At 74.4% G+C, this 26,254-nt stretch carries 25 protein-coding genes; 14 read left to right on the top strand and 11 right to left on the bottom strand.

The window, feature by feature from the left end; genetic code table 11:
* The first annotated feature begins 3 nt into the window (after positions 1 to 3).
* Positions 4 to 855 (top strand): MaoC/PaaZ C-terminal domain-containing protein, encoded by an 852-nt coding sequence (locus tag RM780_RS23870; protein WP_311632940.1) that lies wholly within the window; start codon positions 4 to 6, stop codon positions 853 to 855.
* Between the two features lie 105 nt (positions 856 to 960).
* Here RM780_RS23870 and RM780_RS23865 read toward each other — a convergent pair whose 3' ends face one another.
* Positions 961 to 1,680 carry a TetR/AcrR family transcriptional regulator gene (locus RM780_RS23865; RefSeq protein WP_311632939.1) on the bottom strand — a complete coding sequence of 240 codons (720 nt, stop codon included), beginning with the start codon at positions 1,678 to 1,680 and terminating at the stop codon, positions 961 to 963.
* 96 nt (positions 1,681 to 1,776) lie between these two features.
* Here RM780_RS23865 and RM780_RS23860 point away from each other — a divergent pair, with 96 nt between their 5' ends.
* Both RM780_RS23860 and RM780_RS23855 read left to right on the top strand, forming a co-directional pair.
* Positions 1,777 to 2,235, top strand: a complete 459-nt coding sequence (locus RM780_RS23860; RefSeq protein WP_311632938.1) for an SCP2 sterol-binding domain-containing protein — start codon at positions 1,777 to 1,779, stop codon at positions 2,233 to 2,235.
* 8 nt (positions 2,236 to 2,243) lie between these two features.
* Positions 2,244 to 3,458, top strand: coding sequence for an acyl-CoA dehydrogenase family protein (locus tag RM780_RS23855; RefSeq protein ID WP_311632937.1), 1,215 nt, complete (start codon positions 2,244 to 2,246; stop codon positions 3,456 to 3,458).
* Between the two features lie 86 nt (positions 3,459 to 3,544).
* Here the strand turns inward: RM780_RS23855 and RM780_RS23850 are convergent, their stop codons facing one another.
* The 3 genes from RM780_RS23850 to RM780_RS23840 all read right to left on the bottom strand — a co-directional run bounded on the left by RM780_RS23850 (position 3,545) and on the right by RM780_RS23840 (position 7,356).
* Entirely contained in the window at positions 3,545 to 5,080 is a 1,536-nt protein-coding gene (locus tag RM780_RS23850) for a flavin-containing monooxygenase (protein ID WP_311632936.1), read from the bottom strand.
* Between the two features lie 184 nt (positions 5,081 to 5,264).
* A complete protein-coding gene (locus tag RM780_RS23845) occupies positions 5,265 to 5,879 on the bottom strand; it encodes a dihydrofolate reductase family protein (RefSeq protein ID WP_311632935.1) in 615 nt (204 codons plus the stop codon).
* 103 nt (positions 5,880 to 5,982) lie between these two features.
* The gene (locus RM780_RS23840) at positions 5,983 to 7,356 is read right to left on the bottom strand and encodes a hypothetical protein (protein ID WP_311632934.1); all 1,374 of its coding nucleotides are present in this window, start codon (positions 7,354 to 7,356) and stop codon (positions 5,983 to 5,985) included.
* 199 nt (positions 7,357 to 7,555) lie between these two features.
* On the opposite strand from RM780_RS23840, the gene RM780_RS23835 reads away from it, so the two are divergent.
* The 4 genes from RM780_RS23835 (at position 7,556) to RM780_RS23820 (ending at position 9,269) form a co-directional block, all read left to right on the top strand.
* Positions 7,556 to 7,951, top strand: a complete 396-nt coding sequence (locus RM780_RS23835; RefSeq protein WP_311632933.1) for a hypothetical protein — start codon at positions 7,556 to 7,558, stop codon at positions 7,949 to 7,951.
* Positions 7,941 to 8,234 carry a hypothetical protein gene (locus RM780_RS23830; RefSeq protein WP_311632932.1) on the top strand — a complete coding sequence of 98 codons (294 nt, stop codon included), beginning with the start codon at positions 7,941 to 7,943 and terminating at the stop codon, positions 8,232 to 8,234. The genes RM780_RS23835 and RM780_RS23830 overlap by 11 nt, the downstream gene beginning before the upstream one ends.
* A complete protein-coding gene (locus RM780_RS23825; RefSeq protein ID WP_311632931.1) occupies positions 8,231 to 8,449 on the top strand; it encodes a hypothetical protein in 219 nt (72 codons plus the stop codon). The genes RM780_RS23830 and RM780_RS23825 overlap by 4 nt, the downstream gene beginning before the upstream one ends.
* A gap of 286 nt (positions 8,450 to 8,735) precedes the next feature.
* On the top strand, positions 8,736 to 9,269 hold the full coding sequence (locus tag RM780_RS23820; protein ID WP_311632930.1) for a TetR/AcrR family transcriptional regulator: 534 nt from the start codon (positions 8,736 to 8,738) through the stop codon (positions 9,267 to 9,269).
* Positions 9,270 to 9,394: 125 nt separating this feature from the next.
* Here RM780_RS23820 and RM780_RS23815 read toward each other — a convergent pair whose 3' ends face one another.
* A complete protein-coding gene (locus tag RM780_RS23815) occupies positions 9,395 to 9,997 on the bottom strand; it encodes a hypothetical protein (RefSeq protein ID WP_311632929.1) in 603 nt (200 codons plus the stop codon).
* 513 nt (positions 9,998 to 10,510) lie between these two features.
* Here RM780_RS23815 and RM780_RS23810 point away from each other — a divergent pair.
* A complete protein-coding gene (locus RM780_RS23810; protein ID WP_311632928.1) occupies positions 10,511 to 13,822 on the top strand; it encodes a S8 family serine peptidase in 3,312 nt (1,103 codons plus the stop codon).
* Positions 13,823 to 13,885: 63 nt separating this feature from the next.
* On the opposite strand, the gene helR is transcribed toward RM780_RS23810, so the two are convergent.
* Together helR and RM780_RS23800 are read right to left on the bottom strand one after the other, a co-directional pair.
* Positions 13,886 to 16,033, bottom strand: coding sequence for an RNA polymerase recycling motor ATPase HelR (helR, locus tag RM780_RS23805; protein WP_311632927.1), 2,148 nt, complete (start codon positions 16,031 to 16,033; stop codon positions 13,886 to 13,888).
* Positions 16,034 to 16,334: 301 nt separating this feature from the next.
* Positions 16,335 to 17,246: an RNA polymerase sigma-70 factor gene (locus RM780_RS23800; protein ID WP_311632926.1), complete on the bottom strand. Its 912-nt coding sequence runs from the start codon at positions 17,244 to 17,246 to the stop codon at positions 16,335 to 16,337.
* A gap of 743 nt (positions 17,247 to 17,989) precedes the next feature.
* Here RM780_RS23800 and RM780_RS23795 point away from each other — a divergent pair.
* From RM780_RS23795 to RM780_RS23775, 5 genes are all read left to right on the top strand, one after another.
* Positions 17,990 to 18,871, top strand: coding sequence for a universal stress protein (locus RM780_RS23795; RefSeq protein WP_311632925.1), 882 nt, complete (start codon positions 17,990 to 17,992; stop codon positions 18,869 to 18,871).
* Positions 18,872 to 18,990: 119 nt separating this feature from the next.
* Positions 18,991 to 19,869: a universal stress protein gene (locus RM780_RS23790; RefSeq protein WP_311632924.1), complete on the top strand. Its 879-nt coding sequence runs from the start codon at positions 18,991 to 18,993 to the stop codon at positions 19,867 to 19,869.
* A gap of 132 nt (positions 19,870 to 20,001) precedes the next feature.
* On the top strand, positions 20,002 to 20,274 hold the full coding sequence (locus RM780_RS23785; RefSeq protein WP_311632923.1) for a hypothetical protein: 273 nt from the start codon (positions 20,002 to 20,004) through the stop codon (positions 20,272 to 20,274).
* 56 nt (positions 20,275 to 20,330) lie between these two features.
* Positions 20,331 to 20,798, top strand: a complete 468-nt coding sequence (locus RM780_RS23780; protein WP_311632922.1) for a hypothetical protein — start codon at positions 20,331 to 20,333, stop codon at positions 20,796 to 20,798.
* 223 nt (positions 20,799 to 21,021) lie between these two features.
* Positions 21,022 to 22,176: an alkaline phosphatase PhoX gene (locus RM780_RS23775; protein WP_311632921.1), complete on the top strand. Its 1,155-nt coding sequence runs from the start codon at positions 21,022 to 21,024 to the stop codon at positions 22,174 to 22,176.
* On the opposite strand, the gene RM780_RS23770 is transcribed toward RM780_RS23775, so the two are convergent.
* Together RM780_RS23770 and RM780_RS23765 are read right to left on the bottom strand one after the other, a co-directional pair.
* Complete coding sequence (locus RM780_RS23770) at positions 22,146 to 22,499, bottom strand: hypothetical protein (protein WP_311632920.1); 354 nt, start codon at positions 22,497 to 22,499, stop codon at positions 22,146 to 22,148. The two genes, RM780_RS23775 and RM780_RS23770, sit on opposite strands and share 31 nt — an antisense overlap.
* 59 nt (positions 22,500 to 22,558) lie before the next feature.
* Positions 22,559 to 23,986: a pentapeptide repeat-containing protein gene (locus RM780_RS23765; protein WP_311632919.1), complete on the bottom strand. Its 1,428-nt coding sequence runs from the start codon at positions 23,984 to 23,986 to the stop codon at positions 22,559 to 22,561.
* 229 nt (positions 23,987 to 24,215) lie between these two features.
* On the opposite strand from RM780_RS23765, the gene RM780_RS23760 reads away from it, so the two are divergent.
* Positions 24,216 to 24,458 (top strand): hypothetical protein, encoded by a 243-nt coding sequence (locus RM780_RS23760; protein ID WP_311632918.1) that lies wholly within the window; start codon positions 24,216 to 24,218, stop codon positions 24,456 to 24,458.
* Positions 24,459 to 24,492: 34 nt separating this feature from the next.
* Here RM780_RS23760 and RM780_RS23755 read toward each other — a convergent pair whose 3' ends face one another.
* Positions 24,493 to 25,347, bottom strand: coding sequence for a TrmH family RNA methyltransferase (locus RM780_RS23755; protein ID WP_311632917.1), 855 nt, complete (start codon positions 25,345 to 25,347; stop codon positions 24,493 to 24,495).
* Positions 25,348 to 25,445: 98 nt separating this feature from the next.
* Positions 25,446 to 25,688, bottom strand: coding sequence for a DUF2630 family protein (locus tag RM780_RS23750; protein ID WP_311632916.1), 243 nt, complete (start codon positions 25,686 to 25,688; stop codon positions 25,446 to 25,448).
* Positions 25,689 to 26,254: the final 566 nt, after the last annotated feature.

Genomic DNA, 26,254 nt, shown 5'->3' with positions numbered 1-26,254 from the left:
CAGATGCCCGCGCCCTCCCTCACCACCCTGTACGCCCGCGCGCTGCTCGTTCCCAAGCGCGGGGACGGCACGGTCCCCGGCCGCCGGATCGTGCTGTCCAAGGCGGCCCCCGACCCGGACCGCCTGGAGCGCTACTCCCGCGTCTGCGGCTTCGAGCGCTCCGACCGGCTGCCGGCGACGTATCCGCACATCGTGGCGTTCCCGCTGTCGATGGCGCTGATGACCGAGCGCGACTTCCCCTACCGGGTCGTCGGCCTGGTCCACCTGGCGAACCGCATCGAGCAGGTGCGGCCCATCGCCCCCGGGGAGCGCCTGACCTACCGGGTCGAGCCCACCCAGCCCTCCCCGCACGCCAAGGGCATCACCTTCGACATCCTGGCGGAGGCGGAGGACGAGTCGGGCGCGGTGGTCTGGCGTTCCTCCAGCACCTACCTGCGCCGCGGCGGCTCCGGCTCCGGGCCGGCCGCGGTCCGCCAGGACGGCGAGCTGAAGGAGCTGGACCCCTCGGGCCCTGCCGACTTCAGCGAGCAGTGGACGATCCCCGGCGACATCGGCCGCCGGTACGCGGCGGCCTCGGGCGACCGCAACCCGATCCACCTGCACGCGGTCACCGCCCGGCTGTTCGGCTTCCCGCGCGCCATCGCGCACGGCATGTGGACCAAGGCGCGCTGCCTGGCCGCGCTGGAGGACGTCCTGCCGGACTCCTTCGAGGCCCGGGTGTCCTTCCGCGCGCCGGTGCTGCTGCCGGCCAAGGCGACCTTCCGCGCCTCCGGCACGGACGCGGTGCGGCCGTTCGACCTGCGGGGCAAGAACGGCGAGCGCGAGCACCTGCGGGGTGTGATCGAGGGCCGCTGACCGGAGAACCCTCCGGAAGAACGCAAGCGGGGGACGGCCGCACCCGGCCCGGGCGGCCGTCACTTCGCACCGTGCCCGCCACCTCGTCGTGGCCGGCGCGGTGCGTCAGGGGGCGGTCTTGGGGACGGCCGCGCGCGCCCGCCCGGCCTTCGCCGGTGCCTTCTTGCCGACGCCCACGGTCCCCGCGGGCGGCAGCCAGATCTCGCCGCCCAGGACGTTGCGCATCCCCACCCACATCATGTTCATCAGGCGCTGCGTCATCCGGTCCGGGGACTCGCCCGGGTGGCGCTCCATCCAGTCCGTGAGCGCGTCCGCCGCGCCGACCAGGGCGTGCGCCACGTAGTCCGCGTCCTGCTCGTCGAGGTGCGTGGCGCTGCCCGCCTCTGTGATGCCGTGCATCACCAGCCCCCCGACCTCCTCCATCACCGCCCGCCGGGCCGCGGCCAGCTCGGCGGCGATGGCCTCGCCCTGCTCGGGCGCCTGCCGGTGCAGCACGCGCCAGCTGTCCCGCCGCTCGGAGACGAACGCGAAGAACGCGGTCAGGCCGGCGTACAGCCGTTGCTCGGGCGAGTCCCCGGCCGCCTGGGCGGCGTCGCGGAACGTGGCGGCCATCCGGTCGGCCTCGCGCCGGATGCAGGAGACGAACAGCCCCTCCTTGGAGCCGAGGTAGAGGTACACCATGGGCTTGGAGATGCCCGCCAGCTCGGCGATCTCATCCACCACCGCGGCGTGGTATCCCCGCTTGGAGAAGACCTGGAGCGCGGCGTCGATGATCTCCTGTTCGCGCACGTCGCGGGGCAGTCGGCGCCTTCGTTTGTCGCTCACTCTTGTCAGCCTACCTATGCCATGTCTAATCTTACTCTTCAGTAAGTCTACTTCCGAGTAAGTCATGCGACCGAGTCAGAGATGAGGACGGACCCGATGGCCGACACCACTGACCTCGCCAGCCTGGACTTCGCGAACGTCACCCCCGCGGAGTTCAACCGGCTGGTCAAGAAGTTCTCCAAGAAGGAGATCCAGGAGCTGTCCGACGACGCGGCTCTGCGCTCCCGGGTCCTGAAGGAGGTCTTCGGGCGGATGGAGACGCAGTTCCGCCCCGAGAGCGCCGGCTCCCTGCGCGCGCTCATCCGCTGGGAGGTCAAGGGCGCGACCGACGAGGTCTACGAGACCAAGATCGACTCCGGCACCTGTACGGTCAGCCACGGCCGTTCGGACGGCGACCCCCGCGTCACCCTGATCATGAACGACTACGAGTTCCTGAAGCTGGTCTCCGGCAACGGGAACCCCGTCACCATGTTCATGACCCGCAAGCTGAAGATCAACGGCGACATCGGCCTTGCCTCCGGCCTGACCCGCCTGTTCGACATCCCGAAGGGCTGAGTTCATCCATGAGCGGCTTCTCCCTCGACCTCACCGAAGAGCAGAGCGACCTCCGGGACTGGGTGCACGGCTTCGCCGAAGAGGTCGTCCGCCCGGCCGCCGCCGAGTGGGACGAACGTGAGGAAACCCCCTGGCCGATCATCCAGGAGGCTTCCAAGATCGGTCTCTACAGCTTCGAGACGCTCGCCGAGCTGTTCGGCGACCCCACCGGCATCTCGCTCCAGATCGCCAACGAAGAGCTGTTCTGGGGCGACGCCGGCATCGGCATGGCCCTGTTCGGCACCTCCCTCGCCGTGGCCGGCATCTTCGCCTCCGGCTCCCCGGACCAGCTGGTGGAGTGGATCCCCCAGTGCTTCGGCGACGAGGCCGACCCCAAGGTCGCGGCCTTCTGCGTCTCCGAGCCGCAGGCCGGCTCCGACGTCTCGGCCATGCGCACCCGGGCCCGTTACGACGAGGCCAAGGACGAGTGGGTCCTCAGCGGCCAGAAGGCGTGGATCACCAACGGCGGCATCGCCAACATCCATGTCGTCGTCGCCTCCGTCGACCCGGAGCTGGGCGCCCGCGGCCAGGCCGCGTTCATCGTCCCGCCGAACACCCCCGGCCTGGTCGGCAACCGCAAGATCAAGAAGCTGGGCCTGCGCGCCTCGCACACCGCCGACGTCTTCCTGGACGACGTGCGGGTGCCCGGCTCCTGCCTGCTGGGCGGCAAGGAGAAGCTCGACGCCCGCCTGGCCCGCATCCGCGAGGGCAAGTCCTCGCAGAGCCAGGCCGCCATGGCGACCTTCGAGGTCTCCCGCCCCACCGTCGGCGCCCAGGCGCTCGGCATCGCCCGCGCGGCCTACGAGTACGCGCTGGAGTACGCCGGCACCCGCGAGGCGTTCGGCCGCCCGATCATCGAGAACCAGGCCATAGCCTTCACCCTGGCCGACATCAAGACCGAGATCGACGCGGTCCGCCTGCTGATCTGGCGCGCGGCGTGGATGGCCCGCAACGAGAAGCAGTTCACCTCGGGCGAGGGCTCCATGTCCAAGCTCCGCGCCGGTGAACTCGCCGTCTCCGCCACGGAGAAGGCCATCCAGATCCTCGGCGGCGCCGGCTACAGCCGCGAGCACCCGGTGGAGCGGATGTACCGCGACAGCAAGATCTACACGATCTTCGAGGGCACCAGCGAGATCCAGCGCCTGGTCATCGCCCGCGCCATCTCGGGCCGCCACATCCGCTGAGCCCCGCGCTCACGGAACGCCCGCCACCTGCCTCTCCGGCCCCCCGCCGGGGAGGCAGTCGCGCGTCCCGGGCCGGGACGCGCGGATCAGGCGTAGTCGTACGCCGACAGCGGGAAACGGCCCGCCTCGCGCAGGGTGGAGAGGGTGGCGGTCGGGCGGAGGAGGGCCGGCTCGCCGTGCTGGTTGAAGTAGTAGCTGCGGGCCGGGGCGCAGTTGCCCAGCGTGAAGACCGAGTCGCCCAGCAGGCGCGTGACCCGGTCCAGGAACGCGTCGTTGGCCTCCCGCGTCACCTCGAACACCGTCGAGCCCCGGCGCCGCAACTCCCCGAACAGGCGGCCGATGTGCCGCATCTGGGCCTCGATCGTGGTGAAGTACGACAGGCCGCTGTAGGAGTAAGGGCTGTTCAGGCTGAGCAGGTTGGGGAAGCCGGGCACCGTCAGGCCCTGATACGCCTGGAAGCGGTTCGCGCGCCACCAGCCGCCCAGATCGAGCCCGTCCCGGCCGGTGATGCGCAGGGCGGGGAAGTTGGTCTCCCACAGGTCGAACCCCGTGGCCAGCAGCAGCGTGTCGATCTCGGTGCGGCGGCCGTCCTCCGTGACGATCGCGTCCGGCTCGACGCGCGCGATCGGCGAGGTCTCCAGCCGCACGTGGGGGAGCGTGAAGCTGGGGAAGTACGTGTTGGAGAACGTCGGCCGCTTGCAGCCGAAGGAGTAGCGCGGGGTGAGCTTGCGCCGCAGCTCCGGGTCCCTGACCTGGCGGCGCAGGTGGGCGCGCGCCAGCAGCTCCGCGCCCCGGTTGGCCAGCCGCGCGTGCCGGTAGTGCAGCACGCCGACGACCATGATGGCCTCCAGCACGGTCGAGTTGACGACGCGGGCGGCGCGCTGCGTGACCGGCAGGCGGGCGAAGAGCCGCCGCACCACGGGCGGGATCGGGGCGTCCAGCTTGGGCGTGACCCAGATCGGCGTGCGCTGGTAGACGGTCAGCTCCGCGACCCGCCGGGCGACCACCGGGATCAGCTGAACGGCCGTGGCCCCGGTGCCGATCACGGCCGCGCGGCGGCCGGTCAGGTCGTAGGTGTCGTCCCAGTCGGTGCTGTGGACGACCTTGCCGGCGAACGTCCCGATGCCGGGGAGGTCGGGCACCTTCGGCTGGGAGAGGAACCCGGTCGCGGTCACCAGGTACCGGCCGGTCAGCGTCTCGCCGCCCCGCAGCCGCACCTCCCACCACCGGGCCCGCTCGTCCCAGCGGGCGCTCTCCACCACGGTGTTGAACCGCATGTGCCGGCGCAGTCCGTAGGTGTCCGCGACGTGCTCGGCATAGCGTTTCAGCTCCTCGCCGGGCGCGAACATCCGGGACCAGTGCGGGTTGGGCGCGAAGGAGTAGGAGTAGGTGAAGGAGGCGATGTCCACGGCGAGCCCGGGGTAGCGGTTGACGTGCCAGGTGCCGCCGAGGTCGCCCCCCCGCTCCAGGATGGCGAGCCGGGTCAGCCCCAGCCGCCCGAGCTGGATCGCGGCCCCCATGCCGCCGAAGCCCGCGCCGACGATGATCGCCTCATGATCCGGCTCCCCGGCCGCCGGTGCGGCTGCGCTCTCCGAGGGGGCTATGCCGTGCTGATCCTGCACTTCCACTCCAACCGCAGAGGGTGGCCGCCCCGTTCGGCAGGGCCGGCCCTCCCGCTGAGCGGCTCCGGGGAACGCCCGACGGGACGCCGCCTCGATCGGGAAACTCCATAGTACCCGAGATGCGGCCGAGTCCTGAGTGTCCACCGTCAAGAAGACGGGCGCGCCCCGGAGGCGCGCCCCGCCCTTACGCCTCCTCCTGCGGCAGGTGCGCCTTCGCCTCGTCGTAGCCGCCCTCGCCGGGGGTCTCTTCCGGGCCGTAGACCAGGTGCAGCACGCCGGTGGCGAAGGTCTTCGACTCCAGCAGCCGCAGCGGAATCCGCTCCTCGCCCTCGTCGAAGAGGCGCAGGCCCGAGCGCACGGCGATCGGGTGCACCAGCAGGTGCAGCTCGTCCAGCAGCCGGTGCGCGAGAAGCTGGCGCACCACCGACACCGAGCCGCTGACCGAGATGTCCGCGCCCTCCTCCGCCTTCAGGGCGGTGATGGCCTCCACGAACTCCCCGCGCAGCGGCTCGGAGTTCCGCCAGGTCAGCTTGGGCTCGCCGCCCGAGACGACGACCTTGCGCACGTCCCCGAGCATCTTGGCGAACACGGCGTCCTCCCCGCCCGCGTCCTCCCGGTCCGGCCAGGCCTCCGCGAAGCCCTCGTACGTCTTGCGCCCCAGCAGCAGCGTGTCCGCCGCAGTGGTCAGCGCGCCGACGGCCGCCCCCATCTCGTCGTTGAAATAAGGGAAGTGCCACTCGTGCGGCGCGTCCACGACTCCGTCGAGCGAGATGAACAGTCCGGCGGTGATCTTCCTCATGATGTCCCCTCCAAGGGCGCGGTCACTGAACGCTTGCACCCTTACAGACCACGCCCACCCAGGGAACTCATCGCCCCCACCCCACTTTTTTCCCACCACCCCGTCAGCCCCGCGCGACCCCGCCCAGCGCCTCCCGCAGGCAGTCCGCCCCCGGTGCCCCGTGGACCGAGCGGTACACCGTCAGCGCGCGGGTGCGGGTCAGGCCGTCGCGGTAGGCGGGCGGGAGACCGGCGAAGGCGTCCCCGGCGACCGAGGCCGCCTCGGCGCGTTCGCCCGCGCGGGCCAGGCAGGCCGCGCGGTCCAGGGCGAGCAGCGCCCGGGTCATGACGCTCGGCCGCCCGGTCAGGGCCAGGGCCCGCTCCTGCTCGGCAAAGGCCCTCGTCGTCTCGCCGAGCAGCGTGAACGCCTGGGAGAGATGCACGTGATGCTTCTGCTCGGGATAGCCGAACCATGTGTCAGCGCGCTCACCCCCGACCAGCCGCCCGAGGGCCCGGTCCGCCGCCGCCACGGCCGCCAGAGCGCGCCCCCGGTCCCCGCACGCCGCGTGCGCCCGCGCGGCCACGGCGCAGGCCAGCGCATGGGCGGCGCACGGCGCGCCCCCGGAGAGCGCGCGTGCGCGGTCCGCGAGCGAGGCGGCGACGGCGGGGGCGCCAAAGTTCAGCGGCACCATCGCCTCCCGCGCCAGCACCCACGCATGCAGCCCGGCGTCCCCGCTCTCCCCGGCCGCCCGGCCCGCCGTCCGGAACCACCGCGTGCTCTCGCGTTCGTGGCCCATGTCGTGCAGCACGATCGCCGTCAGCCCGCTCAGCCTTCCCGCCACAGCGGCCAGCCGCTCCCGCCCGGCCCGCGCACCGCTCAACTGCGGGCTCAGCTCCGCGAGATCGGCCAGAAGCCCAGCCAGCACCCCGGCCGGCGCCCGCCCCTGATAGCCGCGCCCCTGGCGTTCGGCCGTGGACTCCCAGAAGGGCAGGTCCGCTGGGGCCTGCCCACCGAGAGCCGCCTCGATGTCCCGCCGCGCGGCGGCCAGCGCGGGCCCCGCCGGGACGAAGATCCCCGCGGCCAGCGCGCCGCTCAGCACCAGCCGCCGCTTCATGGGGTCGTCCTCCTGCTCGTCGTCTCTATGGTCATCGTGCTCCTCCGGAGGGTCGAACGAGGCGGCCCGGGCGTCCCCGCCCGGCAGCCGGTCACCGGCGGGGCCCTGCCAGCCGGCCGGGGGCTCGAAGCCGAGATCCTCGGGCCACCGGCCGAACGCCGCGTGCAGGGCCATGGCGTAGTCGCCGCGCGGCCACCCGGGCCGCGCCGACTCCCACCGCCGCCATGTCCGAGGCGACACCTCGAAGCCCGGATCGTCAAGCGCCGCCCGCCCCGCGGCCGACACTTCCCGCGCGGCGGCTTCCCCGGAACGCCAGCCCTTCGCGATCCGCGCCGCCCGCAGCACGCCGTTGCCCTGCACGCCCGCAGTGTGCGTCCTGCTCACGCATTCCCCCGGCTCCGGCCGCCGAGTGGCCGGAACGTGGCTGCCGGGTGGCCTGGTTCGGCTGATCCCACGTCACCATCATCTCTCACATGACTACTCGGCGTGCCCGGTCCACTGCGGAAACCTCTCCTCCCGCCCTGCGGCGATGCCCCGCTGGCGCCCCCCGTCCGGTCCTCGCAGCATTTCGGGAGGGGCGACCATGACGAGGCGACCGGGCGCATCCCCGCCCGCCTGGATTCCCCGCGACGAGTCGGGGCCTCAACTGCTGGCCTGCGGGGAACTGTTCGACGCGGTACGGGTGCGCGTCGGGCTGGCGCCCTACGTCCTCGCCCGGCTGAACTCCGCCTCCGGCCCTGTCATTCAGGACGCCTGCGTCTGGACCTGGCTGGTGGAACCCGGGTCCGCCCGGAAGTGGAGTGTGCGCGGGGCGGAGATCGCCTTTGGCGACGGGGCCGTTCTCGTTCCGCCGCTGCGGCCCGAGCCACGGACGTTGCCCCGGTGGATCCTGCCCGGCGCCACCCCGACCTACCTCACCGACCCCGGCCCCCTCCGCGCCGCCCTCACCGCCCTCGCCGGAGGCCCCCATGACGCGTGAACCCCTCCCGCCCGCGCGGCGGTTGATCGCCTGCGACGGCTGTCCCGACCACTACCCCGAAGGCGACCTCCACGTCTGCGGGCCGCCGCCCGGACTCGCGGGCGTCGACCTCGAAGCGCGGCTCACGCTCCGGCAGTGGTCGCAGGAGGACTGCGCGCGGTGCGGCAAGGACCTGGGCGGAGCGGCACAGACGCAGCCGCTCGGACCGGTCTTCGACCGCGTGCGGCAGCCGCACATGCTGCGGGCCTGCGCACCCGACTGCGGCGAGGGGGGCCGGGCGTGATCGCCGTACCCGTCCTGGTGGGCTGCGGGTCCGTGCGGCAGGGCGACAGCATCCTGATCGGCGGCCAGGCGTTCACCGTCACCGACATGGCCACCCTGCCCCGAGGCGGCAAACGCCTCCACTTCCCCGGCGGCGAGACCTTCACCATGTCCCCGGCCACCATCCTGTACGCGACGCGCCGGGTCACCCCCGAAGCCCGGGGACGACGCCCTTGACCGAGGGACCGGCGGACCGGCCGTGCGTCGGGGAGGTGTGTGCGGCGCTGCGCTAACGCCCCCGCTTCCCCGGCGTGGAAACGTTTGCCGTGACACCGGGGGCGGGTCGGGTCGGGTAACGTCCGGCGGGGCGGGGGCGGTTATATAGGCCGGTGCTAGGGTGGGCCGGGTGAGCAGCCCGTGGAAAGGACCCGGCAGTCGTCTGCCCAGTGGGCGGCACGGGCTGAGCCGGGAGCATGTCGCCTCCTCGCAGCGTGCGCGCATCATTTCCGGATTTTTCGATGCGGTGGCGGAAAAGGGATATCCCGCGGCCACCATCGGGGACGTCGTGGAGCGCGCCGGCATCTCGCGGCGGACGTTCTACGAGCACTTCTCCGGAAAGGAAGCCTGCTTTCTCACCGCGTTCGACGAGGCCGTCGGATACGTCGGCGCGCGGATGCTGGCCGCGCTGGAGGAGACCGCGCCGGGGGACTGGGCGGAACGCGTCCGCGTGTCGTGGCGGGTGTTCCTGGGTGACCTCGCGGAGAATCCGGCGGCGGCCCGTTCGTTGTACATCGAGACGTTCTCGGCCGGGCCCGCCCTGATCGAGCGGACCACGGCCGTGAACAACGGATTCGCCGACCAGTTCCGCGCCCTGCACCGGCGCGCCCGGCGCGAGGACCCGGGGATTCGCGACCTGCCTCCCGAGGTGTTCAGCCTCTACATCGGCGGTACGGCCGAGCGCATCCGCGACTGCCTGCACACGCACGGCGCCGCCGCGCTGCCGGAGCTGGAGGACCTGTTCGTGGAGACGGTGCGCCTGCTGTTCGGCGGGGGCTGAGGGGGCGGACGCGCGGGAAACGGCCCGCCGGCCGAAGCCGGCGGGCCGTTCCGCGGGGGTTTCGCGCCGACCGGCCCTGGCGCGGCGCGTGCCGGTCCCCCGCCCCGGCCGGGCCTGCCTGCGTGTCAGGCCGCGGCCAGGTCGATGGTGATGGTGTGCTCCTGGCCGGCCAGGAGGGCGTTGATGATGGGCGTGTCGAAGCTGCAGCCCTCGAACGCCGGCAGCTCGTAGGTGCCGGTGAGGGTGCCGCCCTCGGCGACCAGGAACTCGCCCTCCGACTCCAGGGCTATCGTCGCCGGCGCGGTGGTGCGGCAGTTCTCCATGGGGATGCCGAGGAAGCCGTGGCCCACCTCGGTGATCTGGATCGAGAAGTCGCCGGAGACGCGGACCACGCCGTCCTGGAATGTCCCGCTCAGGCCCTCCTCGGGCTCGTGGATGGTGACTTCGGCGTAGGTGGGCAGGAAGCCGAACATCGTGAATTCGGTGCGCGTGGGCGGAAGCGAGATATCGGCCGTCAGATCGCCGCTCTGGAGGTCCACGGCCACGTCCGTCGACCCGGGGCCGAGCGGGAGATCGGCCTCCAGGCCGCCGAGGTGGGTGGTGCCGGTGGCCGTGTAGGAAACCTGCGTGGTCGCGGCGTTTCCCGGCGCGGCGGTGAGGAAGAGCGTGCCGGCGGCGATGACACCGGCGGCGGCTGCGCTGAACACCGTTGCGGTGCGCTTGGACATGATGCGACTCCGTTCGCGGAAAGGGGTGGAGGAAGGGGAAAGGGAGTGGAGCGAGGGAAAAGCGAGCCTTGAGGAACTCCGCGGTACCTGAGGTACCGTAGAGTTTCTGAAGGGAGGCGGTCAACCTCTCGTTCGCTCCGGGGCGGAATTCCGCGCACCCGGTGGCGTGTTGGCCGGCGCCGGGATGGCAGGTGCGTGAGGGTCGGCCGCCGGGGCCCTCGATGGACCCGCGCATCGGGCCTGCGAGGCGCCGCGCCCCGGGTCCCGGTCCCGCTCGCGGCGCAGATCTCCATATGTCCTACACAACTGACGAATTGCGTTCCGCCCCTGAGGAGGCTTCAACTCTTCTTCGTACGACGGTTGGCAAAGCAGCACGCTCGCGCCCCAGCCGCACGTGCGGGGGAGGCTCGGCCCTATCGGATGCCGAAAGTGGAGGACACGACCTTGACAGGCGTGCGCAACAGCCGTACAGGAATGCAAAGGTGGGCGCGAACGAGCCGGACCGCGGGGGCGGTGGCGGCGGCACTGGCCGCCGTCCTGGCCGCGGGGGCGGCGGCCCCAGCAGCGGAGGGCCGGGACCCGGCCGCCGCGCCGCGGGACGAGGGGGACGGGTCCCGCATCAGCCACAGCGTCACGCTGATCACCGGGGACCGCGTGCTGGTCGACCCCGAGGGCGGCGTGGCCGGGGTGGTCCCGGCCGAGGGCAGGGAGGACGTCCCCAGGACCGTGGCGCGCGGCGGCGGGGAGACCCTGGTCCTCCCGCTGGACGCCATCGGGCTGATCGAGGACGGGACGCTCGACCGGGACCTGTTCAACATCACCGAGCTGAGCCGCGAGCAGCACCGGGAGGCCGGCGGGCTGCGGATCATCGTCGGGTACGAGGAGAACGCCCGGCAGCGGGACGGCGCGCGCGGCGCGCTGCGCGAGGCGGCCGAGGAGGACGCCGCCCGGCCGCTGGAGGCCATCGACGCCGAGGCCCTGACGGTCTCCGTCGAGGAGGCCGCCGCCGTCTGGGAGGCGGTGACCGCTCCGGACGGCGACGCCCGCGCGCTCGCCGCCGCCCCGGGCATCGCGAGCGTCGCGCTGGACGGGATCGTCACCGCGGCGCTGGACGTGAGCGTTCCGCAGATCGGGGCGCCGCAGGCCTGGGAGGCCGGCTTCGACGGCGCCGGGACCACCATCGCCGTGCTGGACACGGGCATCGACGAGACCCACCCCGACCTGGCCGGTCAGGTCGTCGGTGAGCGGAACTTCTCCGAGGCCGCCGACGCCGAGGACCGCGACGGGCACGGAACGCACGTGGCCTCGACGGCCGCCGGCACCGGGGCCCACTCGGAGGGCACCTACACCGGAGTCGCCCCCGGCGCCCGCCTGCTGAACGGCAAGGTGCTGGACGACACCGGCTCCGGCTGGCAGAGCGACATCGTCGAGGGCATGGAGTGGGCCGTCGAGCAGGGCGCCGACGTCGTCAACCTCAGCCTGGGCGGCCCCGCCGGGGACACCGTCGACCCGCTGGAGGAGGCCGTCGACCGGCTCTCGGCCGAGTCCGACACGCTCTTCGTCATCGCGGCGGGCAACTCGGGCCCCGAGCCGGGCACCGTCGGATCGCCCGGCACGGCCGACGCCGCGCTCACCGTGGGCGCGGTCGACTCCTCCGACGCCATCGCCGACTTCTCCTCCGTCGGGCCGCGGACGCGCGACGGCGCGCTGAAGCCGGACGTGACCGCGCCCGGCGTGGACATCGCCGCGGCCGGCGCGGAGGGCGCGGCGATCTGGCAGTACGGCACTCCCGTCGCCGACGGGTATGCGGCGATTTCTGGCACATCGATGGCCACCCCGCACGTCGCGGGAGCCGCCGCCCTGCTGGCCCAGGCGCACCCCGACTGGACCGGCGAGCGGATCAAGGCCGCGCTGATCGCCTCCGCGCGGCCCACGCCCGGCGAGGGCGCGTTCCGCCAGGGGGCGGGCCGGATCGAGGTGCCGGCCGCGCTGGAGCAGACGATCACCGCCGAGCCCTCCTCGCTGAGCTTCGGCTCGGTGCCCTGGCCGCCGTCCGGCGCGGAGCCGGTCACGCGCGAGCTGACGTACCGCAACGACGGCACCCAGGACGTCACCCTGGACCTGTCCGCCGCCACCACCGGCCCCGACGGGGCGCCCGCCCCGGAGGGCCTGTTCACGCTCGGGGCCGACGAGGTCACCGTCCCCGCCGGGGGCACCGCCACCGTTCCCGTCACCGCCACCCCCGCCGCCGCGGGCGAGACGCCGGGGGCGTTCGGCCTCCACGTCACGGCCACGGCGGAGGGCGTCGCGGCCGTCACCACGGCCGGGGCCGTGACACTTGAGGAGGAGACCTTCCAGGTCGAGGTCGACATCAACGCCCGCGAGGGCGAAGCCGACCGGACCACCTGGTCGGGCACGGCCACCGACCTGGCCACCGGGGAGACGCGCTGGATCGCCGGCACGGAGGCGCGGGCGACGGTCCCGCTGCCGGCCGGGACCTATGCGCTGAACGTCTTCATCGAGACGCGCACCGAGGACGGCCTGGGATTCGCGGGCATCGACTGGCTCTCCCACGCGGGCCTGGAGGTGACCCGGGACCTGCGGCTCACCGCCAGCGCGGACGACGCGCGCCCGATGACGCTGGAGGGCCCGAACGACGACGCCGACCAGACGGACCTGGACGTCGGCTACGACCTGATTCCGCAGGACGGCGAGGGCGGCGCCGGATTCGTGGTGGGCACCGGCGCGCCGCCCGAGGGGATGCGCACCGCGCCGCTCGGCGGACCGGCCGAGGGCTGGGAGCTGTCGGCCTGGACGACCTCCACCTGGCTGACGGAGACCAGCCAGTACCGGCTCGCCCACACCCGGCCGGAGGGCTTCTACACCGGCCACACCCTGCGCGCCGAGGCCAGGGACATGGCCCGGATCACCACGGGCCTGGGGGCCTCGACGCCCGGACGGCTCGGCGTCCTCTACCCGTTCCCGGCGAACATCCCCAGCAGCGGGAGCAGGGTCGTGGAACTGCCCCACACCACCGAGGTGTTCCTGCTCGCGGAGGCCGGCCCCTGGCAGCTGGTCGCCGAGGACTTCGCGGAGGGCTGGACGTCGGGCGCGTACCTCGACAGCGGCCAGCGGGAGTACCGCGCCGGCCGCCGGTACCACGAGACGTTCAACACCGGCGTGTTCGGGCCGCAGATCGTCGAGGGCGCCGAGACGCCCGATGGCCTGTACCGCACCGGCGACACCCTCCACGGCTCGCTCGCCCTGTTCTCGGACGGCGGCGGCCACTGGGGGTTCAGCCCCAGGGAGGCCACGACCACCACCCTCTACCGGAACGGGGAGGAGTACGCGTCGATGCAGGACCGGCTGGACGCGGCGCCCTTCACCCTGCCCTCCGAGGAGGCCGACTACCGCCTCGTCATCAGCGCGGTCCGCGGCGAGCCCGCCGCCTCCGTGAGTACCGAGGTGACGGCCGAGTACACCTTCACCTCGGGCGGCGTCGGCGAGGACGAGACCGTGCGACTGCCCGCCAGCGCCGTCCGGTTCACGCCGCGGCTGGCGTTGGACAGCACCGCGCCGGCCGGCGAGAGGCTGCGCGTTCCCGTCACGGTGCAGGGCACGGCCGCCGGGGACTACGACTCCCGGCTGACCGTGGCCGTCTCCTACGACCGGGGCGAGACCTGGCGGAACGTCCCGGTCCGCCGGGGCGCCGTGCAGGTCACCAACCCGGCCGCCGGGGGCAGCGTCTCCTTCCGCGCCGAGCTGGTGGACGGTGAGGGCAACACCCTGACCCAGACCATCCTCGACGCCTACCGCACCGCCTGACCCACCCGCTCCACCCGCACGAGAAGGCCACGCCCCGGGCGGCAAGCCCGGGGCGTGGCGCGCTCAGGGGCCGGTCAGCACCACGAGCTGCCGCGTCGCGCGGGTCATCGCGACGTAGCGGTCGACGGCCCCCTCCACGCCCTCGCCGAAGGACTCGGGGTCGACCAGGACGACCAGGTCGAACTCCAGCCCCTTGGCCAGCTCCGGGCTCAACGAGCGGACGCGGGCCGTTTCCCGGAAGGCCGGGTCCCCGATGACGCAGGCGACCCCGTCGGCGTGCCCGGCCAGCCACGCCTCCAGCACCGCGTCGCGCTCCGCGCGGGGCCGGTGGACGACCGGCACCCCGGCTCGGCGCACGGACAGCGGCACGTTGGCGTCCGGCAGCGCGGCCCGGATGACCGGCTCGGCCTCCGCCATCACCTCTTCCGGCGTGCGGTAGTTGACGCTCAGGGAGGCCACCTCGACGCGGTCGAGCCCGATCCGCTCCAGCCGTTCCCGCCAGGACTCGGTGAACCCGTGCCGGGCCTGCGCCCGGTCCCCGACGATGGTGAAGCTCCGCGAGGGGCAGCGCAGCAGCAGCATCTGCCACTCCGCGTCGGTCAGTTCCTGGGCCTCGTCCACCACGACGTGCGCGAACGGCCCGGCCAGCGGCTCCGGGTCCGCGGCCGGCAGCGCGGCCTCGTCGACCAGCCGTTCCTGGAGGTCCTGCCCGCGCAGCATCGTCACCGCGCCCTCCCCGTCGTCGTCGGCCGCGAGCACGTCGTCGATGACGTCGGCCATCCGCGCCCGCTCGGCGGCGACGGAGGCGGCCTGCCGGCGCCGGCGCGCGGACGCCTCCGGGTCGCCCAGGCGCTGCCGCGCCGCGTCCAGCAGCGGCAGGTCGCAGACCGTCCACGGCCGGCCCTCCGGGCGGCGCAGCGCCCGCGCCTCCTCCGGGGTCAGCCAGGGCGCGCACATCCGCAGGTAGGCGGGCACCGACCACAGGTCTGCGACGAGGTCGGCCGCCTCGATCAGCGGCCAGGCGCGGTGGAACGCCCCCACCAGCTCCTCGTCGCGCGCCAGCGACCGGCTCAGCGGCTCGGCCGGGACCTCGCCGCCGAGCTTGTCCGCCAGGATCGCGACCAGCTCCTCCCAGATCTGCTCGCGCGCCTCGTTGTGCGGGGTGCCGGGGCCCGGCGCGTCGAACGCCTCGGCCCAGTCCTCCGCGCTCAGCCGGACGTCGGCCCACTCGGTCGTGACCGTCATGCCCCCGTCCGGCGGCTCCTCGTAGAAGCGCACGGCCGTCTCGATCGCCCGCACCATCCGCGCCGAGGACTTCAGCCGGGCCACCTCCGGGTCCGCCTCCTCCACCGCCGCCGCGCCCTCCGCGACCAGGTCGCGCAGGGTGCAGGTGCGCACGCCCTCCTCGCCGAGGCTGGGCAGGACGTCGGCGACGTAGGCCAGGTAGGGCTGGTGCGGGCCGACGAAGAGCACGCCGCCACGGCGGTGGCCCAGGCGCGGGTCGGAGTAGAGGAGGTAGGCGGAGCGGTGCAGGGCGACGACGGTCTTGCCCGTGCCCGGCCCGCCGTCCACGACCAGGGCCCCGCGCGAACCGGCCCGGATGATCGCGTCCTGGTCGGCCTGGATGGTGCCCAGCACGTCCCGCATCCGGTCGGAGCGGTGCCCGCCGAGGCTGGCGATGAACGCCGACTGGTCGTCCAGCGCCGCGTGCCCCTCAAGGCCCTCGGCGGTGAACACCTCGTCCCAGTAGTCGCTGATCCGCCCGCCCGTCCAGCGGTACCTGCGGCGGCTGGCCAGCCCCATCGGGCGGGCGTGCGTGGCCGCGAAGAACGGCTCGGCCGCGGGGGAACGCCAGTCCACCAGCAGCCGGCGCCCTTCCGCGTCCGTGAGGCCCAGGCGCCCGATGTACAGCGGCTCGGGGTCGTCCGCGCCGACGACGCGCCCCAGACACAGGTCGAGGCCGAAGCGGCGCAACGCCCGCAGCCGCCCGGTCAGCCGGTGGATCTCCGCGTCCCGGTCCATCGCGGCCCGGCCCAGGCCGCCGGGTGCCCTGCGCGTGGCGTCGAGGAGGTCGGACAGCTCCGCGATCGACTCCTCCAGGCTGCGCGCGATGGCCGCGAAGTGCCGCTCGTCCGCGGCGATCAGCTCGGGCGCGGCCTTGGCCGCCAGGCGCGGGGGGAGGTCGAACGCGCCGGTGGTCAGGGGGGCCATCTCAGCGGCCCCCGTCCGTGCCCGCGCCGGGGAGCGGCGCGCCCGCCCGCGCGCCGCCCGGCCACGCCCGCCGCGGGCGTTCTCCCGCCGGCTCGACACCCCCACCTGGCCCATACACCGACAAAAGCACGCACACCTCGCACATCTCTCATTCCGGCCGCTTCCGGCCTGCGGCCTGCGATTCTGCGGCACGAAGGGGGCCTTGCCGCAAGCCCCGGGGTGCGCTATACGTTGAGAGTGGCGAGGAGGAGTCCCTCCTCGCCTTGGTGTTGTGCGGGGTCGTCGGGCGGGCTCTTCCGGCTCAGACCTGGCCCTCGCCCTGGCCGCCCCGGCCTTCGGCCTGGCCTTCCGCGAAGGCGAGCTTGGCGGGGTTGACCACCGAGCGCACGGCCGCCACGCGCCCCTCCTCGGTCACGTCCAGGCACACGACGGCGAAGAGCGCGCCCTCCAGCCGCGTCACGACCGCCGGCTCGCCGTTGACGTGCTCGATGCCGAACGCCATCCGCGGAGCCAGCGGGTGACGCAGCAGGCCCGCGACCAGCCGCGCCACCTTGTCCGCGCCGTGCACCGGGCGCCGCCCGGCCGAGACCACGCCGCCGCCGTCGCCCCAGGCGGTCACGTCCTTGGCCAGCAGGCGTTCCAGCTCCGCGACGTCGCCCGCCGCAGCCGCCGCCAGGAACCGCCGCACGATCTCCTCGTGCCGCCCCGGCTCCGCCGTGAAGCGCCGCCGTTCCTCCGCCACGTGCTGCCGCGCCCGCCGGTAGAGCTGCCGCACCCGCGCCTCGCCCGTCTCCAGCACCTCGGCGATCTCCGCGTGCGGGTAGCCGAACGCCTCGCGCAGCACGAAGACCGCGCGCTCCGCCGGCGTCAGCCGCTCCAGCAGCACGAGCATCCCCAGGGACACCGCCTCCCGCTGCTCGGCCGTCTCCAGCGGGCCCAGCCGGCCGCCCTCCGTGAACACCGGCTCCGGCAGCCACGGCCCGACGTACCGCTCGCGGCGGGCCCGCGCGGAGGTGAGGCGGTTGAGGCAGAGGTTGGTCACCACCCGCGTCAGCCAGGCCGCCGGAACGTCCACCGGGCCGCTGGCCGCCCACCGCAGGTACGCGTCCTGCACCACGTCCTCGGCCTCGGCCGCCTCCCCGAGCATCCGGTAGGCGAGCGAGAACATCCGCGTCCGGTTCTCCTCGAAGGCGTCGAGCCGGTCAGTGGTCATGCCCTCACCCTCCCCGCCGCTCCCCGCCCCGGGCAACCGCGAGGGCCCGCGCCCGGGGGAGAGATCCGCCACCCCGGCGGCGGCCCGCACGTGGCGGTCCGGCACCGGCCGGCAGCCCCTCCGGCGCCGGACCGGCCGGACACGGCCCGGCAGGACCGGGCTGCCGCGGCTGCGGCTGGACGAGCCCCAGGCGCCGATCGACGGCGTGCGCGGCCCCCGCTGCCGGGTCCACGGGCTGCTCCTGGCCGGCCACCACGCGGACCCGGCCGTCCTCGCCCAGCACCGGCCCGGGCCGGGCGCCGCCCACCTCGGCCGCGCCTTCCGCGCGCCGCTGGGCCGCGGCACCCGCCCGGTGCTCCTCGTCCCCGCCCCGGTGGACGCCCGCGCGGACGGAACCGGCCCCGGAGACGGGGCCGTTCGGCCCACGAGCCCGGGACCGCCGGCCCCTGCGCCCCGCCCCGCCCCCGGCGAGAGGGTGAGCACACCGGCCGGGAACGCCCGCCGGCCCCCTCAGCCGCAACCTCCGCCCACCCCGACGAGCCGCCCCCGACAGGACAGATCTCACGGCCCTCCACGACCACTCACACCGTCGCACCGGCCACCACCTCCCCGCCCTGCGCCGGGGGCGGCGGCTCCCCGCCGTCCGCGGCACCCCCTGGCTGCGCCGACCCGCGCGGGGCCGCGCCCCTCGCACCGCGGCCGGATGCGCCGCTCACCCCTCACCCGCCCTGGAGGCGATCCCCATGACCACCCGCCACGTCACCCTCGGCCTGGACGGCTCGGACGAGTCGGCCGCCGCGGCCGACTGGGCCGCTCGCGAGGCCCTGCTGCGCGACCTCCCGCTGCGCGTCCTCCTCGTCCGCGCCATCCCCGAGCCCCCCGTGCCGCCGGGCCCCCGCCGCGCGGCGCTGTCCGCCTGGGCCGAGGACCGCACCCGTACCGAGGCCGGGAGGCTGTCCCTGCGGTACCCGGGGCTGCGCACCGTCCGGGAGCAGCCCGCCGGCATCCCCGCCGACGTGTTCGCCGAGGTGTCGGCCGAGTCCGAGCTGCTGGTGCTGGGTTCGCGCGGCCTGGGCAGCGTGCGCGGCTTCCTGGCCGGCTCCGTCGCCCAGGCGACCGTGGCCCGCGCTCACTGCCCCGTCGTGCTGGTCCGGGCGGCCGGCGACCCGCCGGGCGGCGAACGGGGCGGCGGACCGGGCGGCGACGTGCTGGCCGGGATCGACCCGCTGGGGCCCGCCGCGGACGTTCTCGCGTTCGCCTTCCGCGCCGCCGAGCTGCGCGGCGTCCCCCTGCGGGTGCTGGCCGCCTGGCAGTTGCCCGGGCCCTATGGCCTCTACCCCGGTCTCGACCCGGGCTTCACCGACGCGGAGGCCGCCGAGTGCGCCCGCCGCCTGAGCGAGGCCGTCGCACCCTGGCGGGATAAGCACCCCGCGGTGGCCGTCCGCGAGATACCCGTGCACGGCAACGCCGCCGAGCGGCTCGTCGCCGAGGCCGCCACCGGGGTCGCCCTGGTGGTCGCCGGCCGCAGGACCCGACGTTCACGCCTCGGGGCACACATCGGCCCCGTCGCCCACGGCCTCATGCACCACGCGCCGACTCCGCTGGCGATCGTTCCGCACGACTGACCCGCGGTTCCCGGGGCGCCACCGAGCACGAACGCGCCCCTGCACACACAATCGATCAGAGAGTCAGAGAGTCGGATTGAAGGGCCCGGAAGGACCCGGGCCCGGGAGAGGAGCCCGCGATGAGCGGACCGGTCATGGTGGGAGTCGACGGTTCCGAATCGGCCCTGGCCGCGGTGGACATGGCCGCCCGCGAGGCAGCCCTGCGCGGCGTCCCGCTGCGCGTCACGCACGCCTTCATCTGGCCCCTCATGCGGGTGCCCCTGGGGCCGTCGCCGCTCGGCCCTTCCGAGGGCGGCCTGCGCAACGCCGCCGAGCGGGCGGTCGCCGACGCGGTGGCGCGGGCCCACGCCACCGTGCCCGGCATCGAGGCCGACGGCGAGGTGGTCACCGGCGAGGCCCGGGCCGTCCTGGAGGAACGCTCCCGCGGCGCCTCGCTCGCGGTCGTCGGCAGCCGCGGCCTGGGAGGCATCTCCGGCCTGCTGCTCGGCTCCACGGCCGTGCACCTGGCCGCGCGCGCCCACTGCCCCGTCCTCGTGGTCCGCGGTGGCCCCGGGACCTCCGCCGGACCGGTCGTGCTCGCCGTCGACGGCTCGCCCGAGGGCCGCCCGGCGGCCGAGTTCGCCTTCGCCGAGGCCGCGTTGCGCGACACGGACCTGGTGGCCCTGCACGCCTGGACGCCCTGGAACGCCCCCGTCCCGCCGCCGCAGGACGCCTCCCTCGCCTACGCCTCCCAGCCGGGGGAAACGGCCGCGGCCGAGGAACGCCTGCTCGCCGAGGCGGTCGGTGGCCTCGGCGAGAAGTACCCGGACGTGCCGGTACGGCGGCGGCTGGTGCGCGGCGGCGCCCGCGAGGCGTTGATCGAGGCCGGCGGCTCGGCCGCCCTCCTCGTCGTGGGCGCCCGGGGCCGGGGCGGCTTCGCCGGCCTCCTCCTCGGGTCGGTCAGCCAGGCGGTGCTCCACCACGCCCCCTGCCCCGTCGCCGTGGTACGCGCCCGCTGACGGCCCGTCCGGCCGCGGACGGTAAGCTGCGCCGGGTCGCGGGGGAGGGCCTGGCACGGGCGTGTCATGGCCGCGTCGAGCGTTGGTCTTTTCCCGTCGTCCCACGTCCGCACCACCGGGAGAGACCCCACCATGAAACGCGCCGCCGTGGCCGTCGCCGCGCTCGCCCTGACCGTTCCCCTGCTGGCCGCCTGCAACGGCGGCGGCCGGGACTGCGACTCCGCGCCCGCGCCCGCCTCCGGAGACTCCGCCTGGGGCGGCGAGTCCGTCCCGGCCGAGCAGGTCGCGGCCCCCGGCCGCACCAGCGGCGGCTCCTCCGGCGGCGGTGGCCGCGGGGGCGGCCGGGGGAGCGGCGGCGGCCGGTACGCCGGGTCCTCCGGCGGCTCCGACGACTGCGACGACTGAGCCCGCGACCCCCGGGCGGGGTGCCGCCCGGGGGCCCGATGTGTTCAGCTGTCCGGGTGGAGGCCATCTGGACGAGCGCCGTCGCCGTGGCGGGAACGCTGCTGGGCGCGGTCATCACCCATCTCTTCCAGCGGCGTTCGGCCCGGGAGAGCGAGTCGTTCCTGCGCTCGGAGGCGCTGCGGCAGGAGCGCATCGCCGCGTTCAGCACCTTCGCCGGGGCCGCGGAGGACTACCGGCGCGGGGAGGGCGACCGGTGGTTCCGGCGGCGTGAGGACCGGCACGGCCCCGAGTACTTCGCCGCCCGCGTCGAGGCGCACCGGCTGCGGGCCGTGGCCCGGCAGGCCCTCTACCGGGTCAAGCTGCTGACCAGCGACGGCGAGGTGATCGCCGCGGCCGAGGAGGCGCTGGAGCGGGCCCGGGACATCACGCGGGCCGCCGAGGAGGCGGCCTGGCGCGTGGCCAACGACCGGGCCAAGGCGGCGATCGACGCCTTCGTGGCAGCCGCGGCGCCCCGCGTGCGCTGAGCCGCCCCTCCTCGCCTCCGCCTCGGCTCGCCGGCTCCGGCCCGTGGGCGCCCAGGCCCCGGCAGACCAGGCCGCCCCGGAAGGTCGCCGGGCGGTCCGCCACTGGCCGGTCAGAGTTCGCCCGCACGTGCCTTACCGCCCCCGGCCCCCGCCTCTACCTTCCACGTGACCGACGGGCGGTGCCGCGCGGCGCCGCCGGGAGAGACGTCTAAGGAGAGTCGCCGTGGAACGCCGCACCCTTCTGCGCAGCGCTGTCGTCGGCGCGGGCACCGTGGCCTTCGGGTTCACCATGACCCGCGAGTCCTTCGGTTACCCCGCCCAGACCGGCCCCAGCCCCTACGGGCCGCTGCAGCCCGCCGACGCCAACGGCATACTGCTGCCCCAGGGCTTCACCAGCAGAGTCGTCGCCCGCTCCAGCCGGCGCGTGGGAAGCACCGGCTACACCTGGCACGGCGCCCCCGACGGCGGGGCCTGCTTCGCCGACGGCACCGGCTGGATCTACACCTCCAACGCCGAACTCGGCAGCGGCAGCGGCGGCGTCAGTGCCCTGCGCTTCTCCAGCACCGGGTCCATCACCGGCGCCTACCGCATCCTGTCCGGGACCACCCGGAACTGCGCGGGCGGCACCACGCCGTGGAACTCCTGGCTCTCCTGCGAGGAGACCACCCGCGGCTACGTCTACGAGACCGACCCCTACGGCGTCCGCGCCGCCGCCCGCCGCGACGCGATGGGCCGTTTCAACCACGAGGCCGCCGCCGCCGACCCCGACCGCCGCGTGGTCTACCTGACCGAGGACGAGGGGGACGGCGCGTTCTACCGCTTCGTGCCCTCCGGCTGGGGAAGCTGGGGCAGCCTCGGCTCGGGAACGCTCCAGGTCCTGACGGAGAGCGGCGGCACCCTGTCCTGGCGCAACGTCCCCGACCCCTCCGCGGCCGGCACCTCCACCCGCAACCAGGTCTCCGGCACCCGCCGTTTCAACGGCGGCGAGGGCTGCTACTACCGCGGCGGCCTGTGCTTCTTCACCACCAAGGGCGACAACCGCGTCTGGGTCTACAACGCCGTCGCCAACACCCTGGCCATCGTCTACGACGACAACCTCACCTCCTCCGCGCCCCTGACCGGCGTGGACAACATCACCGGCTCCGGCTCCGGCGACCTGTTCGTCGCGGAGGACGGCGGGAACATGGAGATCTGCATCATCACGCCGCAGGACGTGGTGGCGCCCTTCCTGCGGATCAGCGGGCAGAGCGGCTCCGAGATCACCGGCCCGGCGTTCAACCCGGCGGGCAACCGGCTCTACTTCTCCTCCCAGCGCGGCACCAGCGGCAGCAGCAGCGGCGGCATCACCTACGAGGTGACCGGGCCGTTCCGCTCCTGACCGGGGACGGCGGCCCGGCACACGGGGCACGTCTCGATGCCCGCGCCGTGGCGGGCCGCCACCCGCCGCAGCCCGGCCTCGTACAGGTCGGGCTCGCCGGGGCACCAGCAGCCGGCCCGGTGCAGCACGCCGCGCCGGGGCTCGCCGGGCGCGGTGCGCATCCACTGCACCCACCACCGCGGCCCGGCCCGCTCCTCCTCCGCGTCGATCGCCGCACGGACCGAGGCCAACTGCCCCTCCAGCCAGGCCGCGAGCGCCTTCAGCCACGCCAGGTCCGGGGGCAGCCCGGATCCCGGGGCCGGGCCGGGGGGTGTATCGCTCACGTGTTCGATAGTAGGGGGGTGGGGTGGCGCCCCGGAGAAGGGGCACGCGGATCGCCCCGTCAGCGTTTGACCCGACCACGGATGGCGAGGGCGGTGAGGCCGAGGAGGATCGGCTCGGCGAAGCGGGACGCCATCTCGATGTAGGTGCCCGTGGTCGTGAGGTTTTGCCCGCTGGAGCGGAAGACCACGGAGTTGAGCACGATGCGGGCCGCGCTCTCGGCGCGATCGGCGGTGAGCCGGTCGCGGTAGGGCCCGGCGGGCTCCGGCCCGGGGTCGACCGTGGTGAGCCTTACGGGCTCCCCGGGAGCGGCTTGGGTGCCCGTCGTCACGGGTTCGGGATCGTGGCCGGGCAGCCCCCACAACATCATCGCCCCCACCGTGCCGGCCATCGCGAGCAACAGCCAGCCGAGCGCGCGGGACGCGCGCAGCCCGTAACCGGACAGCAGCCAGTACGCGGCGATCAGCGCCCGCTCACCTATCGGCCGATTGCGGTCAAGGCGGCGCATCTCCATTTCGCCGTAGTAGAAGTCCGCGGCGTCCGGCTCGTTCCTGGCGTCCTCGAACGCCTTGCGCAGCGCCCGGTACACCGGCGCGAGAGCCGTCGGCCCGGGGACGGGGTTGACTCTGAGGTAAGTGGCTTGTGCAGTACGTGCGTTCGCGTTCCGGGCCCGCTGTGACCAGCCCCTGACCGGCCGGGGGCGATACGGGAACCGCGTTGTCCATCCGGCGGTCCTGACGAGGTCGCGCTGCCGCCGGGCCCGCCAGTGGTGCTCCTCGGCCAGCACGCGCCGCCGCGCGAAGCGCCACCGCCGCATGCCTGCGGGCGTGGACGCGAAGACCGTGACCCCCTCGAGCCGGAGCTGATCGAGATGAAACGCCCCCGCGAATCGGCAAGCAGTCAGATCGACGTCGGCCAGGACCAGGTGTGCGGCGTCCACTCCACGCAGCGAGTCGATGCGTACACCCGGATCGCTGCGCTGGAACACTCTGTTCTCCAGGTGCGGGGCCGCAACCGGGGTGGGGTGGGCGGAGACGGCGATCGGCTGGGTGACGACCGCGTCGGCCATGTCGACCTCGGCGTAACGCAGGCGCAGCGTTGCCGTCTGCTCCCACCGTGTGCGATGGCACCGTACCTGTGCCACGGCCGCGTTGATGATCACCGGGGACCGGAAGACCGCGCCGGACAGCTCCAGGGTCCCTCCGCAGACCAGCGGCCCCAGCATCGCGACATCGACGAACGTCGCACCGTCGAACTCGGCGCGGCCGGTGAACGTCGTTTCGGCGAACGCGGCATCGCCGGTGAAAATCGCCCGGCCGAACCGTGCGGGGCCAAGGCGGGGCTCGCCGCCGGGCAGTGGGTCGCGGACGGCGCCCAGCAGGCAGGCGAGCAGCGCGGAGTCGAACGTGGTGCCGCGGTGGTCGACGGCGTCGCCGGGGGACAGGCTCGCGAAGTACGCCGTTCGGTCAGCGAGGCTGAGGTGGGCCAAGCACCGCGCGTGTGGTTCCACGCGGCGCCCCGGACAACCTGCCGCATCCTCGCAATGCGGCCAGTCCGGCGGGGTGGGCAAGCGCGGCGTCGTCATATCGGCTCCGACGGCGGCAGCCGTCCGGCTGGTTGCGTCGGCGGGACACGGCTCGTGGGGCGACATCATCCGTTCGGAGGAACGCGTTCCCGACCCGGCCCGCGGAATGCCCGGCGCCGCGCAGGATGCCTCCGTGCCGGAATCCCACGTGCTGAGCAAGCCCGCCCCCGCGCCGCCGCAGCGCCCCTGCGGGCACTGTGGCCGCGCCCTGTGGCCGGACATCACCGTCCAGGGCCGCCCCCCGCTGCTGGTCTGCCCCTCCTGCGCCAGCCCCCGAGCCCGCTTCTGGCACCGCCACGAGGGCCGCCACTGCCCCCTCGGCTACCCCTGGCCCCTCCACCAGGACCCCGGCGGCTGCCGCTTCATCTGCTGCTGACCGGGGGCGGAGCGAACGCCGGACAGGCGGGCCGTCAGCGGTCCTGGCGGAGGGCTGCGCGCTGGCGGGCCGTTTCGTAGAGGACGATGCTGGCGGCGCTGGCCGCGTTCAGGGAGCTGGCGGAGCCGGTCATCGGGATGCGCAGGAGGGTGTCGCACGCCTCGCGCCAGGCCGCGCTCAGGCCGGTGGTCTCGTTGCCCACCGCCAGGAGGACCGGGCCGGTGAGGTCGGCGGCCGGCAGGTCGCGTTCGCCGTGCTCGTCCGTGCCGAGGACGGTCACGGGCAGGGGCGCGCCGGCCAGCCAGTCGGCCACCTCGCGATGGCCGGGCACGCGCACCACCGGCAGCGCGAAGAGCGAACCGGTGCTCGCCCGCACCGACTTGGGGTCGTAGGCGTCGGCCGCGTGGCCGGTGACGACCAGGCCGTGGGCGCCGAGGGAGTCCGCCGAGCGGATGATCGTCCCGATGTTCCCGGGGCTGACCGGGCGGTCCAGGAGCACGCCGAGGAACGCCGGGCCCAGCGGGATGCGCGCCAGGTCGTCCGGGGGCAGCTCCGCCACGGCGATCAGCTCCGGCGGGCCGTCGTCCTTCTCGCCCAGCTCCGCGAGGAGTTCGGGCGCCATGGCGATCCTCTCGGCCCGGACCCCGGCCAGCAGCTCGCGCGCCCACCCGCTCAGTGGCCGGCTCGCGTCGTACAGCACCGTCCGCAGCGGCCAGCCGCGCTCCACGGCCTGGGTGACCGGCCGCACCCCCTGCACCAGGAACTCCCCGGCGCGCTGGCGCTTGGCGCGGTTGGTCAGCTGGGCCTGCCACTGCTGGAAGCGGGCGTTGCGGGTGGTGATCCGCGGCGAACGGCCGCCGGCCCGCTGGTCCGCCACGTGCCCCGCCACCCGAGCCCCTTGCCCTCGCCGTCACCCTGCTCCCGCCGCCGGGCAGGCTATCAGCGCGCCGGGCGGGCGCCCTGGGCGGCGCGGGCGCGGGGCGGGCGTCAGCTCTCGTAGCTCTCGACCTCGCGGGCCGGGCGCATCGTCGCCTCGTCCGGGTTGGCGCCGAACTCCTCGCGGGCGCGGCGCTGCCGCAGCAGGTCCCAGCACTGGTCGAGGCGGGCCTCCACGTCGGTGAGGCGGATCTGCTCGTCCTCCCGCAGGCCCGTGCCGACGGAGCGCTCGCGCAGCGTCCGCTCCTCGGCCACGAGCTTGTCGACTTGTCCGAGGATGTCCTTCTCGTTCATGTCCGCAGAGTAGGTCAGGGTCCGGGCGGCGGCCATTCGGCGACCGGGTGGCCGGACGGGGGCGGCGTCAACATGGTGCCTACACCGTTCATGCCTTCGGGGGTCCCGAGGCGGGTGAAGGAACGTTCCTCTCGGGAGCGATCCGGACACGTTCCGCAGCCAAGGCGCGCGCGGCGGCAAGCGCGCGCCCCCGGGCGGCGCCCCGGCGGGCGGTGCGCCTCGCGCCCCTTCGGGCCGTGTTGCCCCGGCGCATACCTTTCATATGCCGGTAGCAAACACAGTGAAACAGCTTGTCTGAAAAGCGTTCTGATGCGCTGTCCGTAGCGCTCCGATTGCGTTGTGATGCTGTGCGACGCGACCAGATCGCGGCAGGAATCGTCGCTAAGCCGTCAGACCGTCGCAGGCAAGGAGACCCCCGCTGCCCAGCCGCGGGGAGTGAGATGTGAGAGGCACCAGATGACCGGGCTCGCGCAGCGGCTTCACCCGCCGGCGTACGCGCCGACGCGCCCCGCGTGCGGTACCGGGGCCGCCGCCGGCTGAGCCCGGTCATCTGGTGCCTCTCACAT

Source organism: Streptomyces boetiae, assembly GCF_031845405.1.
In the GTDB taxonomy this organism is placed as follows: domain Bacteria; phylum Actinomycetota; class Actinomycetes; order Streptomycetales; family Streptomycetaceae; genus Streptomyces; species Streptomyces boetiae.
Note: the sequence above shows the minus strand (reverse complement) of the source record. Positions and strands in the feature narration are given on the sequence as shown.

Coding starts and splice junctions, on each gene's coding strand:
- RM780_RS23835 (WP_311632933.1), top strand. CDS start 7,556: ATGACGAGGCGACCGGGCGCATCCCCGCCCGCCTGGATTCCCCGCGAC.
- RM780_RS23870 (WP_311632940.1), top strand. CDS start 4: ATGCCCGCGCCCTCCCTCACCACCCTGTACGCCCGCGCGCTGCTCGTT.
- RM780_RS23790 (WP_311632924.1), top strand. CDS start 18,991: ATGAGCGGACCGGTCATGGTGGGAGTCGACGGTTCCGAATCGGCCCTG.
- RM780_RS23830 (WP_311632932.1), top strand. CDS start 7,941: ATGACGCGTGAACCCCTCCCGCCCGCGCGGCGGTTGATCGCCTGCGAC.
- RM780_RS23855 (WP_311632937.1), top strand. CDS start 2,244: ATGAGCGGCTTCTCCCTCGACCTCACCGAAGAGCAGAGCGACCTCCGG.
- RM780_RS23815 (WP_311632929.1), bottom strand. CDS start 9,997: ATGTCCAAGCGCACCGCAACGGTGTTCAGCGCAGCCGCCGCCGGTGTC.
- RM780_RS23800 (WP_311632926.1), bottom strand. CDS start 17,246: ATGACCACTGACCGGCTCGACGCCTTCGAGGAGAACCGGACGCGGATG.
- RM780_RS23750 (WP_311632916.1), bottom strand. CDS start 25,688: ATGAACGAGAAGGACATCCTCGGACAAGTCGACAAGCTCGTGGCCGAG.
- helR (WP_311632927.1), bottom strand. CDS start 16,033: ATGGCCCCCCTGACCACCGGCGCGTTCGACCTCCCCCCGCGCCTGGCG.
- RM780_RS23795 (WP_311632925.1), top strand. CDS start 17,990: ATGACCACCCGCCACGTCACCCTCGGCCTGGACGGCTCGGACGAGTCG.
- RM780_RS23845 (WP_311632935.1), bottom strand. CDS start 5,879: ATGAGGAAGATCACCGCCGGACTGTTCATCTCGCTCGACGGAGTCGTG.
- RM780_RS23785 (WP_311632923.1), top strand. CDS start 20,002: ATGAAACGCGCCGCCGTGGCCGTCGCCGCGCTCGCCCTGACCGTTCCC.
- RM780_RS23860 (WP_311632938.1), top strand. CDS start 1,777: ATGGCCGACACCACTGACCTCGCCAGCCTGGACTTCGCGAACGTCACC.